The organism is Martinezella rhizogenes (assembly GCF_000799715.1).
GTDB classification, from domain to species: domain Bacteria; phylum Pseudomonadota; class Alphaproteobacteria; order Rhizobiales; family Rhizobiaceae; genus Rhizobium; species Rhizobium rhizogenes_C.
Genome location: NZ_JUHG01000013.1, coordinates 518,001 through 533,271 on the forward strand (window position 1 = coordinate 518,001; position 15,271 = coordinate 533,271).

Here is a 15,271-nt window from a genome sequence, read left to right on the forward strand (position 1 = left end):
ATCCGTGTTTTCAGGCTACCGCTGCAATTGGACCGGTTGCCGATCTCTTGCTGGCGATGAAAGCTGCGACCTTGGAAATCGAGTCGAAGTTCGCTGGTAGGATTTCCGCATCGCCGACGGTGATGCCAAAGCTATCTTCGACGAAAGTGACCAGCTCGAGAATGCCGGTGGAATCGATGATGTCGTTCTCGATCAACGACGCGTCGTCGGCGATCGTCCTTGTCGTGTCTCCAAACAGAAAGCTCTCGACGACAAAGGCCCTGATTTGCTCTTTCAGCGGAATCATAGTGTTTTCTCCCTTCAGATCACGGCTGCCATTTCACGATTGCCCCTATCCCCGGCCGATCGCGTTACGAATGTTTCATTCCATAGCTGCGTCGACAGGATGCCGACGAAGGCCGTATTGTCCCGAAAGCCGTCGGTTTGCCGCCTGCATTTCGCGAGCAGCTTTTCGGCGGCCGCCGGATTGAACAAACCCGTTTCTTGCAGCGCCCGCGGCGAAAACAGGCGTTCGACATAGGCCGGTTCCTGCCCGGCAAAGAACGAACGGCTGTCGGGTGCGCGGTAAGGCTGCTTGGTCCGGTTTCCGATCGATGGCGGCAAAAGGCCGGCCGTTGCTCTGCGCAGGATATGCTTCTCGACGAAACCTTTAAGTTTCATTCCCGGAGAAATCCGCGACGCAAACTCCACCAGGCGATGATCCAGGAACGGAAACCGCCCTTCGACGCCATGGGCCATCGACATGCGGTCGCCCTGGCTGGACAGAATATAGTCGGGGAGCAGGAACTTCGTTTCCAGGTACTGCGCCCGGTGCTGCGGATGCCAACGGGCAAAATCCTTAGGCAGCCGTGAAAGCACCTCGTCGGTCGCATCATAGCCCGCAAGCGTTGCCCTGAGGTCGGAGGAAAAGAAGATTTTCGCTGCCGCCGTGCTGCGATATCGCGGACGATGCGAGAACAACGGATCGTCCGCATCGGTACTGCCTGCCCCAAAGAAGGCAGCAAGTGCTTCCGGTGTCTGCTGGCTCAGGCCGGGTAAATAAGGATAAAGCCGCCGGAACAAAGGCGGCCGGCGGGGCGAGGCCGGTTGCCTGGCGCAGAAGCTGCGAACGCGGGCTTCCTTGAAAATATCGTAACCCGCGAAAACCTCATCCGCACCTTCACCTGTCAGTACGACCTTCATGCCTTCGTCGCGCACATGACGTGACAGGAGATGGAGAGGCGCTGGTGCCGTGCGAATGACAGGTTTTTCCGTTTGGGCGATTACCGAAGGAAAGATGCCGGCTATCTGATCTGGCCCACAGGCAACAGCCGAATGGCGCGTGCCAAGTGCCTGGACCATCTCGTTCTGAAAATGGCTCTCGTCATGCTCAGCGGTGTCGAAGGTTACCGAAAACGTCCTCAGACCCGCTGTTGCATAGGGCTTGGCCAGAGCGCAAATGATCGATGAATCGAGGCCTCCGGACAGGTAAGCGCCCACTGGAACATCCGCTCTCATGCGGATCGCAGTCGCATCGTCGAGCAAAGCAAGCAGTTCTTCCGCGATATCGGCTTCATCGCGCTCATCCGTCATGTCGCCGGCATCCGGAAACGAAACATCCCAGTATTGGCGTATCGAAATGCCGTTGGTGTCGACGATCATGAGATGACCCGCCGGCAATTCCGAGACACCTTTGAACATGGTGCGGGGAGGTACCGGCGCCCACATGGTGAACACCTGATCCAACGCGAAAGGATCGATCTCTGCATCAACCCCCGGCACCTTCAGTAGCGCCTTGACCTCGGAGGCGAAAAACAGCATCCGCGAATGTTCGACGTAGAAAACCGGACGCACACCCATGCGATCGCGCGCGATCAGCATGCGCTGCCTAGTGGCGTCCCAAATCGCAAAAGCGAAATCGCCGTTCAGCAGATGAACGCAATCGGGGCCTATATCCTGATAGAGATGAATGATGACTTCGGTGTCAGACGCAGTCCGGAAGACATATCCCTTGGCTTCCAGGGATTGGCGTAGTTCGACGTGGTTAAAAATCTCACCGTTGAAACTGATTGAAATGGAGCCGTCGACATTCGACATCGGCTGCTGGCCGTCAACCAAACCGACAATGGAGAGGCGACGATGTCCAAACCCAACGCCGACGCTGGTGAATACGCCATCTTCGTCGGGCCCACGGTGCTGGAGAGATCCCGCCATCCGCTCTAGCAGGCCTACGGCATCAGCCGGTACCATGCCATTTCCGAAATATCCCAGAATGCCGCACATACAAACTCCCCGCTGGAACGAAGGCATTGCAAGCGCCTCTGCAACGTTCCCGTCGTCTATAAGCTTGTCGGTGCAGACGGGGGGAAGCAATGGAGCAATCGGACTACCCCGACTGGAAGGAGTAGACATAAGCGCCCTCAGCCGAAGGTAGGTAGTCCGCATGCCCCAGTTCCGTTGCCTTTACGCACCCCGCCTCCAATGGGAACATCCGCTCAGCCAAAGGCTGGTGAAACAGGCGGCAGATACCTTGGGCTACCTGCCAGAGGAGAGGGATCAAGATAGTGACAGACAATGCGAGAGCGAACGATACGCAGACGGCAAGCGTCAAACCCCATTTCACGCGACAGACCGAGGACTTTCCCATCATGTCCACAGAGAAAAAGGCCACCGCAACCTTCATGAATCTCGACTTTGAGCTGGGGCCGAACGTTCTTGTGCCGCGCAAGGAGACGGAATTGCTGGGAACGGTATGCATCGACCGTCTCAGTCAGGGCACCGTCACCCCAATCGTCGTCGACATGTGTTGCGGCTGCGGCAATCTGGGAATTGCTATCGCAATGAAGATTACTGACGCCCAGGTCTGGTCGTGCGACCTGACGCCAGAGACGGTCGATGTGGCTTGGCGCAATGTCATACGGTTTGGCCTACAGGACAGGATGAGTGTCGTTCAGGGTGACATGTTCGAAAATATCAGAAGCATCGGGCTGGAAGGTCGCGTCGACCTCATCGTTTGCAACCCGCCTTATATTTCGACCGGCCGCCTTGAGGCGGATCGCGCGCATCTCCTGGAGAATGAACCTCGTGAAGCCTTCGACGGCGGTCCATACGGGATTTCGATCCAGCAGCGCCTTATCCGGGAGGCATTCGAATTTCTGAAGCCTGGCGGCTGGCTGGCTTTCGAATTCGGCGAAGGACAGGAGCGGCAGGCCGCCGCGCTGCTCGCGCGGACACGCGCCTACGCGCCTGTCCAGTTCATTCTCGATCCATCGGGTATTCCGCGCGTCGCGCTTGCTGTGAAACTTTAAAGCGATCAGCAGAGCTGCCGGATGGATGGCCGAGAGATTGCGGCATGCATAAACTGACCGCTTGAGAGCATGCATGCCGTTTACGTGTGCTGGCGGGGTCCAAGAAAATCGGGATCCGCCATCGCCCATATTGCCGCCTGAGTGCGGTTCCTGACGTCAATCTTGCGCAGTATGGTCTTGATATGGACCTTGACGGTGCTTTCGGTGATTTCCAGCCTGCGCGCGATCTGCTTGTTCGATTCTCCACCCATGACCAGCTTTAGGATTGATTTTTCCCTTGGGGAGAGATTGCGAACGCCGTTGACGATCCTTGTTGTCTGAACTGGCGCCGCAGCCATGCGCGCGTCATGTTCGTGAACGTCAAAAACATCCGAGCCGGCATCCGGGCAGATGATCGCGTCACCCAGCGCAAGTTGTTTTTGCGCAAATGATTTCGCATCGTCGAGCGCCAGAAGTCGCAAGTCGGGCTTGTCAGCCGGTAACGCGGGCGTCCGCGGATCGTCCCGGCCGCCCGCGTTCGAAACGGACCAGCCCGAGATCACCGAACATTCCTCAGAGATCAGCTGCAAAGCTTTTACAAAACTCTCCGACGAGAGGCCTTTGTGGAGATAGCCTTTCGCACCGCGGTCAAGGATGGCAGTCGCCTCGTCGTGGTTATAAGCATCGGCAAGTACGACGACGCGCACCTTTGGATTGATCGACAGCACGGCCGTCACAAAATCCAGGACAGCCACATTGGCAACCGTGCCGATCACGCACACCGCAAGAGACTCCATCCTCGGCAATTCATGGAGGTCCTCCAGGGTTTCTCCCATTCCGACCACCTCAAAAGACGACGACCCGAGAATAAGCCGAGTACCCTCCCGGAATAAACGACTAGAATCAAATATATAAGCCGGGCTGAGCATAAAAATACCCCCCTTTCCCGACGAGAAAGATGCAAAACCCCAATTTTCGATCTTATTTGCGTTCGTCTTACAACGATGGCGCGCATATAAATTAATAAATACTTTATTTATGTTGTCAAATACTTTCGCAATGCATAAATATGCATTTCTACTCATATTGGCCATCGTGACATCGAATAAAGTGTCATTATATTGTAATTATACTTCTTTTTTCGAGAAATAATATTCACGTTATAACTCGTATTAGTTCATATGAGCGATATTCATTAGGATTACCTCCTCTGTTTCCTTGCAAACCTTGCGCCACAAATGATGTGCTCTGCCTGAGGAAACACGGATCGGCCGACAATCTCTGCCGTAACCAGACCCATAGAGGAGCATCCCGTGAACCAGCCGCCGAAACTCAGCCAAGACATCAGATCGCTTCGGCCAATGCCGGCAGTGAGATATGTGCGGCAACAAGGAGCGTTCAACGCATATGTTAAGCGGGCATTTGATATCTGCGCCTCGCTTGTCCTGCTCTTAGTCACCGCCCCGCTATTCGCCGTTATCGGCCTGCTGGTCGCGCTTGATGGTGGTCCGATCATCTATAGGCATGCGCGCATCGGCAAGGACATCACGCCGTTCGATTGTCTGAAGTTCCGCACGATGATGCTCGATGCAGACGGCTGCCTGCAGGAATATTTGTCGTACCACCCGCAGGCCAAGGCTGAATGGGTTCGCAACCAAAAACTTTTATTCGATCCACGCGTCACGCCAACGGGGAAATTCCTGCGCGCGACCAGCCTTGATGAACTTCCACAACTGATCAATGTCCTACGGGGAGACATGAGCCTTGTCGGACCACGCCCCGTTACCGGTGCGGAGCTCAGCCATTACAACCGGCATGTCAGCGAATACGCCAGCGTGCTGCCTGGCATTACCGGCCTATGGCAGGTCAGCGGGCGCAATGATCTCAGCTATGAGCGACGTGTCGAACTCGATTGCGAGTATGTGCTACAGCATACACTCTTCATGGACTTCAAAATTCTCATGCGGACTGTAGGTGTTCTTCTGTCCCGCAAGGGAGCGCGATAGCCATGAAGAACGTCGTTATGTCCGATGCTGCTGCCTTCGATGGTGGCAACCGTTCAGAAATAGCCGGCGTATCGATTCTCATGGCAACCTATGCGCGGGAAGAGGCCAGCAATCTCTATGCGAGCCTTGAAAGCCTGCGTATCCAGACGCGCCCGGCGGATCAGATCGTACTCGTCATCGACGGTGCGATCGACGAGGCTCAGGAAAAAGTAATCGCGACTTTTGCCGCGTTGGATGCGCCATGGGAATTCACGGTGTTGCGGCTGCAACAGAATGGGGGGCTCGCCCGCGCACTTAATGCCGGGCTTGGCGTCTGCACCCGGTCAGTGATCATGCGCATGGACAGCGATGATATCTGTCTTATGGACAGGATCGAGGTTGAGGTCGAATTCCTTGAAACCCACCCGGAAATCGGCCTCGTCGCAAGCTGGGCCGAGGAGTTCTATCACGAGAACCCCAAATCGACGCGCTTGCGTGTGGCACCGACGGCTCATGATGCTGTCGTGCAAGCTCTGCGCTGGCGCAACATCATCGTTCATCCATCCGTGGCAATCAGAGCGCACTTCCTGCGCTCCGTCGACGGCTACAATTCAAAATTCGGCCTTCTGGAAGATTATGACCTCTGGATACGACTGGTCCTGGCCGGGGTACGTTTTCACGTCATTCCAAAGGTCCTGATCAAGTCGCGAACAGGAATGGGATTGAACGAACGCCGTGGTGGTTGGCGCTACGTCACCAACGAAGTGCGCTTCAGGCTACATTTCCTGAAGGCGGGCTTTCTGTCCTTCAACCAGTTTCTAGTGGTCACGACACTCTACACCGGCTTCCGCATGATCTCCGGATCCCTGCGCGGCAGAATGTATGCCTTTGTTCGCAACTGAGACAACTGAAGGAGGCAATGAAACGCAATGACAAAACAAAATGCAGCCGATTCTGTTTCGCCGATCACGCTTGTCGCTCCTGCGACGGAGAACCATGCGCTCAGCCCCGATACGACCCAGGACGCGCCGGGAAACCCGGCCCCCGGTTATTCGCTTCGTCGGTTTCTCCTCGGAGGAACGGCCGTCATTGCAATCGCGCTGTTTGCCTGGCCGATGCTGCCGCGCGTCTATGAATCGACGGCAACCCTGGTGCTACGCCCGACCGATAACGAGGGCCAAACCGACTATGCTCAGGCCATGCGGCAGCCTCTGGACGAGAGTTCCATCATCTCCGCTCTCGACGCCTTCAATTCCGTAGCCCTTGCCCAAAACGTGATCGACGCCAACCAACTCGCCATGGACGACGAGTTCAAGGTGAAGCAGGGACTGGCCAGCAAGATTCATAGCGCTGTGATCAGCATGCTGGACAGTATTCTGCCGCAAACCTTGGCACGCAATACGCCTTCGCCCTCTGCGAAGGACGTCATGGCAGGTAACGTGTCCTCCGCTGATACGCCGGAGGCTTCCAAGCTGAGGAATAATCTATGGGCCAAGCTGGTCGTCAATCGCAACCGTTTGTCCTACACGGTCAACGTCGGCTTTCGCTCAAATGACCCGCTGAAGGCGGCCATGCTAACCAAGTCGCTCATATCCGCCTATCTTGACGCCCAGGTTAAGCGCAAGGTCGAAAACGTCGACGGCATGAACAAGCTTCTCGAGGACCATGTGCGCCAGGCCCGCGACCGGGCGAACACATCGGCTGCAGAGATGGAGGCATTCCTTGAGACGTCGGGCCTCATCGACCAGGGCGCCGAAATCTCGCTCGAGGCTCAATTGAGCGCCCTCAGCACAGAGCTTGCAACCGCACGGGCGCGCAGTATCGACTCACGGACCCGTGCGGATAGTCTCGAAGTCATGAAATCGAAGGGCACCTTGGACAGTGCACCGGAGGTTCTGGCATCGCCAACCATACAGCGCCTGAACCAAAGCCTCACTGAAAGCATGTCTCGGCTTGCGGTGATGTCGACGGAATCGCGCAACATTCTCGAGCAGGCTCAGGGTGAGCGCGACCGGATCGTCGCCAGCGTTCGCGTGGAGGCCAACAATTGGGCTGAGCGTGAACAACTTCTCTCTGTAGAGATCGACAAGATCCGGCAGGATATGGTCGAGCGACGCAAGGCAGGCCTGCGTCTCGATCAGTTGCGTCGCGAAGCCGACAACGATGCCCAAGTTCTGGCAGACGCACAAACCCGGCTGAAGACCCGGGCGCCGACGCTGGAGGCCCTGAAACCCGATGCGGAGGTCCTCTCGCCGGCAACGGTGCCCGTCAGGCCGGTCTTTCCGATCCTACCCCTCTATGCCGCAGGCTCTCTTGGTATGGCGTTTCTCGCAGGCGCCGGCATGAATGCGTCCGCGATCCGTCGCGATGCAAAACGGCTGTTGAAAATATGACTGTACCCGCCCACAGTTCAGCAGTCCGTTGGGCTGAGCCGGGCCTGGTTTTTGCCATCCCCCTTGCGATTGGCTTTGCCTGGCTCGGCTTATGCTTCACAATGCCTCAAAATCCGGCTGCAGCTCTGGCACCGTTCGGCATCATCGGCGCAGTGGGTTTTGCTCTGGTTCTCATCGCCGCCGCCCTTGGCAGACGGTGGGCCGTGGCCTCATTGCTTGTCTTCGTCATCTTCGGCCTGAGCCTCAGCCTGCGCCAGCGCGCATCAGGTGAGACGGGACTGGATTGGCAGAACGGGCTAAAGCTTGCCACCTGGATGCTGATACCGCTCGTTTGCCTTGCGAACTTTCAGCGTCTGCTTCCCTATATCCGCGAGCCGACTATCGCTCTTGGTGCCCTCTACGGCCTGCTGGCGATTGCTTCGGGCGCCTGGTCGCTGACACCTGCCTATACCGTGGCCAATGCGTTGGGGTTTGTCGCCTATCTGATGCTGGCGTGCCTCAGCGTCTCGGTCCTCGGGCTTCAGGCGACATTGCGTTTGGCCACGTTCACCCTTTTGGCTTTCGTCGTGTCGGGACTGGTGGCCGCAATCATCTTTCCCGATGCGGCGTGGCTGCCGCCATCGGCTTTCGAGGCAGATTTCCGTCTCCGTGGTCTTTCCGGACATCCCAACGTTTTGGGTGAGCAGGCAGCGGTGCTGGTGACCTTCGCAATCATCTGCTACCGCCGTGGAATCCTCAACCGCTGGGTTTTTATCGCGGCGCTGATCGCAGGCTTTGGAGCATTGATCGCGGCCGAAAGCCGTACAAGTGCCGCCGCCGCCATGGCAGCTTGCATCGTCATTGAACTGCGTGAGAGGCACTATCTCCGGCCAATGGCCGGCATCGCTCTCGTGAGCGGAGCCATCGCACTGCCGTTTATTGCGATTGGCGGGCTCCCGAGCCTGTCCCCGTTCCTGGGCTTCCTGGCACGTTCCGGCTCCGCGACAGAGATTGTAACGCTGACCGGACGCACGGAACTTTGGGCCGTGGCATCCGATCTCATCGCGCGCAAGCCGTTGTTTGGTTGGGGTTTCAACGGCACAGAGGCACTCATGATGGGCAGCGTAGGGCGCAACTTTGCCGGCGACCCTGTCAATGCCCACAACATGTATGTTCAGACGCTCCTCTGCATGGGCGTCCTCGGATCACTGCCGGCATTCGCCTTACTCGGCATAGCGATCAAACGAATGGTGACGAGGCCCGACGCCGTCCGCGATCAGGTCGTCCTGCTCGTAATGATCATCGGCATCGCTGAAGTCAGCCTGTTTGCCACTCCCGGCCTTCTGACGCTTGCCTTTTTCATCGTGCTCGCCGGCAAGCTCCATTCTTCATCGCAGCCAACCACGGTTCACAGTGATATTCCCGCTCCTCAGGAGAACAGCAGCTCATGATTTTCGTGTTCGCGCGTATTTATGGATTGTTTTGCGCTGTCGAGGTGGGAACCGGCTCCTTATGCAACCCGGTGGCATCATGACGACAGCCTTCGACACAGACGCCACGCCGGATATCTCCGGCTTCGCCACCAGCCATGTGCCGGCCGTGTTTCACCGGTTACGAATGTCGCCTCATCTCGCCTGGTTCGGTTGGCCGATTACATACGCCGTCGGTACTTTACTGCTGACCATGCTCGGCAGCGGCACAACCCTGATGGCAGCTCGCTTGCTCGATCCTGCCCAGTTCGGGACTTTCGCCCTTCTCACCAGCCTGTTTACCTATGCCAGCCGCGCCGATCTCGGAATGTCGCAACTGGCCGACAAGCGAATTCCGGGAAGGTCGAATGCAATTGCCGCGCACGCCGGTCTTGAGATCCTCGTCACGCTCTGGCTCGTCGGAGGGGTCGCCTTGGTGGCCAGTATTTCCATTGTGCTGTTCATCGACGGGCTTGGGGTGGATCTGCCAGTTCTCGGAGCGATATTCGCCATCACCGGCGGCGTCATGGGCATGATCGCCAATGGGCCGGCAACTCTATTTCGCGCCGCGTCGAGGGTCTGGGAATTCACCGTCTTGGCGCTCATTCTGCAGATCGCCATGACCGTGCCGCGTCTGGCGGGTCTGGTCCTGGGTGGGGTCGACGGTTCGTTTGCCGCAGTCGCGATCTATTACACGCTCTGTGCGGTGCTGCTGGCCCGTCCGCTGCCGCACCTGAAGAAACGTCCGCCCCTTGCCTCGATGGCACGAGCCGCCCTGCCGCTTTTCGCCTTCAACGCGTCATGGACCTTCTATCTCAGCGCCAACAGATGGATATCGTCGGTTCTGTCTTCACCGCACGATCTCGGGCTGCTGTCCTTTGGAGCGAGTCTAGCCATGATCGGCCTAGGCGTTATGGCGGCCATCGCACAGGTCCGTTATCCGAAGATGCTGGCGCACATGAGTGGCCAATCCCTCCAAAAAGATTCAGCTGTCGTCGAGAGGGAGGTTTTCGTCGTCACACTCGCGCTCAGTCTTGTCGCCCTCTGCGCGGTCTTCGTCAGCGATCGTGTGATTGCCGCGATCTTCCCCGCCTATACGGAAGCCGTGCCTGCAACGATCGCTCTCGCGGTTTCCTGCGTATCGTTGGGGGCCATGGTCTGGATCGTGCCTATGATCATCGTGCGGTCTCAATCACCGGGCCTTGATTCCATGAAACTGTTCGCCGTCGGTTTCGGCACACTGTTGGTCACGATGACAATCGGCAACAGTCTGGCGGGCATTGATGGACAGGCCTGGGGCAATGTCGCAGCCAGTCTGTTGATGCTGGCCGCAATGGTCGCGCTGATGTGCCGGCTGGGCATGCTGACGGTGATTGCGTCATGGCGGATCGTCAGCTTACAGGGAATCATGGCAGCCACACTGGCGTTTCTTGCCTTCTTCGGCTCGGCACAGGCGGCTGCCGTCAAGCAGGAACCTGCCCAGACCTCGGTCGCCGGCTGGAAGACGATCTTCAAGGACGATTTTTCGACGCTGGACTTTCGGGCTGGCGGCAAGGGAACATGGAAACCTCTCTATCCCTGGGGGGCGCGCAGCAATGCCAGCAACAGGGAAATGCAATATTATGTCGATCCGCGACCGAATGGCGACAATGCCGCCGTGCAGGCGCTGGCGCCATTCACGATCGACAATGGCATTCTGGCTATACGCGCGTCGAAAATTCCCGAAAGCCTTCGTATTCACACGGCAGGATTTGAATATGCCTCGGGCATGCTAACGACGGCTGGCCGCTTTTCGTTCACTTACGGCCGCGTGGAGATTCGCGCCCGGATGCCAAGTGGAAAGGGCTTGTGGCCGGCATTCTGGCTGCTTCCCGCAGACAAGACGTGGCCGCCGGAAATCGACGTTTTCGAGGTGCTTGGTCACGATACACGCAGGCTGCATGTGACCGCCCACAGCAGCCTTAACATCCCAGCCGGTGCGCGATCGGCACAAAAGGGCACGGAGCTTGTCACCGCCGATCTGTCCGACAATTTCCACGTCTATGGCATCACCTGGACGAAGGACAACCTTGTCTGGTCTCTGGACGACCAGATCGTCTTCTCGACCCCGACGCCGCCAGACATGCACAAGCCGATGTACCTTCTCGTCAATCTGGCCGTCGGCGGTTCGTGGCCCGGATCGCCGGACGCATCGACGCACCTGCCAGCAAATCTTCTCGTCGACTGGATACAAGTGAAACAGCCCGAGGTTGATAACGCAGTTCAAGAAAAGGGGATCACACAATGAAGATCATCAGTCTTTCGGCGCTCGGCATTGTCGCCGCGCTTTCGCTATTGCCTCAAAAAGGCTTTTCTGACGAGCGAGATGCCTACAAGCTCGGTCCCGGCGACATTCTGCAGCTCAGCGTATTTGGTGTCGCCGACTTCGCGCGTCGCGTGACCGTCAATATCGATGGCAATATTTCCGTCCCGTTCCTAGGCGAACTCCATGGCGAAGGTCTAACGATCCACGACCTGCGCGTGGCGCTGACCGACGGCCTGACGAAAGACGGGCGGATCCAGTCGGCTGATGTTTCCGTGGAAATAGTCGAGCTCCGGCCCTTCTATATTTCAGGCGACGTGTCGCGCCCTGGCGCCGTGCCCTACCGGCCGGGATTGACCGTCAGGCATGCTATCGCGCTTGCCGGCGGTTATGACGCCTTGCGCTTCCGAACCGAAAACCCCCTGATGACCGCTCCGGATCTGAAGAGTGAAAACGAGAGCCTCTGGATCGACCTCGCCCGGCAGAAGGCTCGCGCCATCAGCCTGAGGGCGGAACTGAACAGAGCGCCTGACATCGACCTCACGAGTATTTATTCCGCGCCGCTGCAGCGCAAGACGCTGGACGAAATCGCCTCCTTCGAAGAAAGCGACCTGCAGATGCGCCTCTCCAATTATGCAAAACAGCGCACATTCCTCCAGATTTCCCTGAAAAATGCTGAAGGCACCATAAAGGCGCTTCAGGATAGGCGGCAGCGGAATGAGGAAAGCATCAACCTTCAGCAGGATGCCGTCGACCGGATGAATGTATCCGCATCCAAAGGCCTTGTCATGGCCAACCGGGTCGATGACGAACGTCGGTCGCTCGCCGAAATTCGCAGCCAGCAGGGCGACACCGAGGCAAGGCTCGTGCAGGCTGAGCACGACAGGGACGAGCTCGCCCGCAACATCGAGGTTCAGGACGAACAACACAACACGCAGCTGAACGACGCCTTGCGCGACACCTCGATCGAGATCGCGAAACTTGCCGGCAGGATTCGCGCCTCAAGTGAGAAGCTGCTCTATACAGGCGCGGTCAAGGCGCAGATGCGCGGCGGTGAGGGCGGCCCATCGCTTGTCATCTACCGCAAGAACGGTGAGCAAACGATGCAGATTGCCGCTCAGGAAGACACACCGCTCCGGCCCGACGATGTTCTCGAAGTCTCGATCCGGCCCGAACAGATGGTGATATCCCCAAACAGCCAGTAGAGAAAGCAACGGATATCACCATGAATTGCACCGAAGCGAATAAAGCGGTGCGCTCCAGTGTCCTTGCCTAATACGCCGCCGCACTTATCACAACCCACGCGCAGCCCTCGTTGGTATATCCCCTCTCCTGCAGGGAAATTGTATGCTCTTGCTGGAAACACAGGTGTTGCGCTTGACTATAAACAGTATTATTCTTGCTATATTATTGCCTTAATATTACGTTCTCTTTCGTTGATATTTGGAGCTCATCGTGGAATTCGTTCCAAAGCGCATGCTAAGTTTCGCATCGAAATAGCCCTTAGTTCCTCGACATCCCGTAATTGTGGACGGTTTTCGTCCGATTTCGCCTCACAGCACGACTTGTCCATGACGTGACCAATTCATCGATCGATAGCTTTCTGATTTCGACAAACTATCGGCTAGCGTTAAGTTTTGGAACAGATTCCGCGATGAGCCCAGATTTGGCTTTTCTTGCCGGCGTTCAAGGTGCGCCTGACGCATGGGGGAGATTATGCGGATGGAAAATACAGAGGCGATGATGACGGGGCCGGGTCCGGGAGAGACACGGAGTGGAACCGTGCAGTTCAGTTTTGACGTCTTTGATACAGCCGTCTGTCGCCTCCTCCATTCTCCGGAACATATCCACCTCATCGTCGGAAGAAAACTTCGTAGTCGCGGCATTTTCAACCTAAGCGATACCGAATGGATGCATGCTCGCGCCGTGGCCGAGTATCAGCAGCGTCTCGCCGTGCCTCACAGGGAAGTCACGCTTGACGACATCTATGGCCGTTTGTCCCGCTTGCTCAACCTAAGACCGGAAGATGCGCGCATCGCATTGGAGACCGAGCTAAACGAGGAACTACGCCTCATTCGACCGATCGCCTCGACACGGCGACGGGTCTGCGAGCTCATCAAGGAAAATAGTTCCCCTATCTTTCTCTCAGACACATATTTCACCTCCGCGCAGGTCGAGGCACTTCTCACGCAATGCGGATATACCAAGCCGCTCGACATTGTCGCGTCCAGTGAGGAGCTTAAGAGCAAGTTTGCTGGCACCATCTTCGATCATGTTGCCCACCAAAGAGGCTTCCAAAACTCACACTTCCAACATTTGGGAGACAATGCCGTCGGTGATTTGCAGAATGCGCGCGCGAGCGGATGGAACGCACAGATCTTCGTCGATTCCCACTGGACGACCCGTGAGCGCGTTCTGTTCGCGTCCGGAAAGGGAGATTTTTTGTCTTCTGCCATTGCCGGCTCGGCGCGTGCGGCGCGCTTGGGCCAGGAGACCCCTGTAAAGGAAGGGATATTGACTGCGGCCGCAAGCGTGGTCGGACCATTGTTCGCCGCTTACGTCCTTTGGATTTTACTCGATGTGCTGGCTCGTGGCGGCCGCAAAATTCACTTTCTCGCACGCGACGGCCAGCTCATGGTTCCGATCTGCCAACGCCTCGCGCATTGGCTTGGCGCCGATATTGACGCACGCTACACCTACGCCTCGCGCCAGGCATTTCTGTTGCCGGCACTGCCCGAAAATGACGGCGAAATGGTCGCTCAGGCACTGATACTAGCCTACTACGATCACATAACGCTGTCCGAGGCCCTGACCTCGCTAAAATATTCTGATGATGAAATCAAAATGGTCTCGCACAATGCGGGGATCAAAGCCGACGAAGCATTCAAGTCACTGAATGAAAGCCAGAAGCTTGCATTGCAAGACGCATTGCTCCGCGCAGATGTTCTTGATCCTTTGCGTGCCCGCGTACAGATCGCCCGCGCCGCAACGCTGTCCTATCTTCGATCCGAGGGGATGTTGTCATTTGCAGAGACTTACATCGTTGATCTGGGATGGCGAGGCAATACGCAATTGCGTCTGCAACGGGTTGTCGGCGATCGTGTCAAACTGGTGGGTTACTACATGGGGATGAGCAATTCCGTCCTCGGCCCCGAGGACAAAACGCGCATTTGGACAACGACAACCCCCTGGAAGACCGCTTTGTTGGAAGTCATGGCCTCCGCCGATCACACAAGCGTCAAAGGATTCGGTTTCGATGAAAACGACAAGCCAGTTTGCGCGCCTCCGATCACGGAAGACACCGTCCTGGTCTCATGGGGCGCCCGTGAACAGCAAGCGATTGCACTTCGATTTGTCGAATATATCACAGATGCCATCGAACTTGATCACTACAGCCCCCAGGAGGTCTATGCGGCGCTGAAGAACGCGGCATTGGATGCTTATCGCCACTTTCGCCTGTCGCCGACCTGGGCGGAGGCCGAAGCCTATGGCGGAATCCTGCATCAGGAGGATGTCAACCACCTAAGGTATCGAGAACTCGCCCAACCTGTCACGAGCATGGACATTGCGCTGTTCGCCTTGAAGAAGAAGTCCAAAGGCGCGGTCACAAGTTGGTATATGGGCTCTCTTGCGCGGTCAAAGGGACACTTGGTGCCGACGCTCATTTCCACGAGCATAGACCGAAGCATCAAGTTCATGGCGCGCCTCGATACGAAACGAAAGAAACGCGCCGCGCGTCGACTGGCACAAGCTTCTTTGAAAGACCGTTGGGAAAAGGATTAGGATTTCGAAGGGACTCTAGCCCAGGATGCCGCAGACATGCTTGGTAAGCGTCAGGAAAAGCCCGTGGTTCCGCGCGCCAATGAGAGAGGCTACG

The 15,271-nt window shown here is 57.1% G+C and carries 11 protein-coding genes; 8 read left to right on the top strand and 3 right to left on the bottom strand.

Going from position 1 to position 15,271, the window contains the following annotated elements; genetic code table 11:
- Positions 1-10 precede the first annotated feature (10 nt).
- Positions 11-286 (bottom strand): acyl carrier protein, encoded by a 276-nt coding sequence (locus tag EX00_RS14340; protein WP_007690557.1) that lies wholly within the window; start codon positions 284-286, stop codon positions 11-13.
- A gap of 14 nt (positions 287-300) precedes the next feature.
- Entirely contained in the window at positions 301-2,262 is a 1,962-nt protein-coding gene (gene asnB / locus EX00_RS14345) for an asparagine synthase (glutamine-hydrolyzing) (protein ID WP_047458845.1), read from the bottom strand.
- A 281-nt stretch (positions 2,263-2,543) separates the two neighbouring features.
- On the opposite strand from asnB, the gene EX00_RS14350 reads away from it, so the two are divergent.
- Entirely contained in the window at positions 2,544-3,287 is a 744-nt protein-coding gene (locus tag EX00_RS14350) for a N5-glutamine methyltransferase family protein (protein WP_047458847.1), read from the top strand.
- An 80-nt stretch (positions 3,288-3,367) separates the two neighbouring features.
- Here the strand turns inward: EX00_RS14350 and EX00_RS14355 are convergent, their stop codons facing one another.
- Positions 3,368-4,102 (bottom strand): response regulator transcription factor, encoded by a 735-nt coding sequence (locus tag EX00_RS14355; protein WP_234709017.1) that lies wholly within the window; start codon positions 4,100-4,102, stop codon positions 3,368-3,370.
- 477 nt (positions 4,103-4,579) lie between these two features.
- Here EX00_RS14355 and EX00_RS14360 point away from each other — a divergent pair, with 477 nt between their 5' ends.
- The 7 genes from EX00_RS14360 (at position 4,580) to EX00_RS14390 (ending at position 15,177) form a co-directional block, all read left to right on the top strand.
- Entirely contained in the window at positions 4,580-5,272 is a 693-nt protein-coding gene (locus EX00_RS14360) for a sugar transferase (RefSeq protein WP_080761245.1), read from the top strand.
- A 2-nt stretch (positions 5,273-5,274) separates the two neighbouring features.
- Positions 5,275-6,153 (top strand): glycosyltransferase, encoded by an 879-nt coding sequence (locus EX00_RS14365; RefSeq protein WP_047458854.1) that lies wholly within the window; start codon positions 5,275-5,277, stop codon positions 6,151-6,153.
- A 27-nt stretch (positions 6,154-6,180) separates the two neighbouring features.
- Positions 6,181-7,644 carry a GumC family protein gene (locus tag EX00_RS14370; protein WP_047458855.1) on the top strand — a complete coding sequence of 488 codons (1,464 nt, stop codon included), beginning with the start codon at positions 6,181-6,183 and terminating at the stop codon, positions 7,642-7,644.
- A 101-nt stretch (positions 7,645-7,745) separates the two neighbouring features.
- A complete protein-coding gene (locus EX00_RS14375; protein WP_234709018.1) occupies positions 7,746-9,074 on the top strand; it encodes an O-antigen ligase family protein in 1,329 nt (442 codons plus the stop codon).
- A 79-nt stretch (positions 9,075-9,153) separates the two neighbouring features.
- Entirely contained in the window at positions 9,154-11,379 is a 2,226-nt protein-coding gene (locus tag EX00_RS30810; RefSeq protein WP_162184543.1) for a family 16 glycosylhydrolase, read from the top strand.
- Positions 11,376-12,599 carry a polysaccharide biosynthesis/export family protein gene (locus EX00_RS14385; RefSeq protein WP_047458861.1) on the top strand — a complete coding sequence of 408 codons (1,224 nt, stop codon included), beginning with the start codon at positions 11,376-11,378 and terminating at the stop codon, positions 12,597-12,599. The genes EX00_RS30810 and EX00_RS14385 overlap by 4 nt, the downstream gene beginning before the upstream one ends.
- Before the next feature lie 517 nt (positions 12,600-13,116).
- The gene (locus EX00_RS14390; RefSeq protein ID WP_047458864.1) at positions 13,117-15,177 is read left to right on the top strand and encodes a hypothetical protein; all 2,061 of its coding nucleotides are present in this window, start codon (positions 13,117-13,119) and stop codon (positions 15,175-15,177) included.
- Positions 15,178-15,271: the final 94 nt, after the last annotated feature.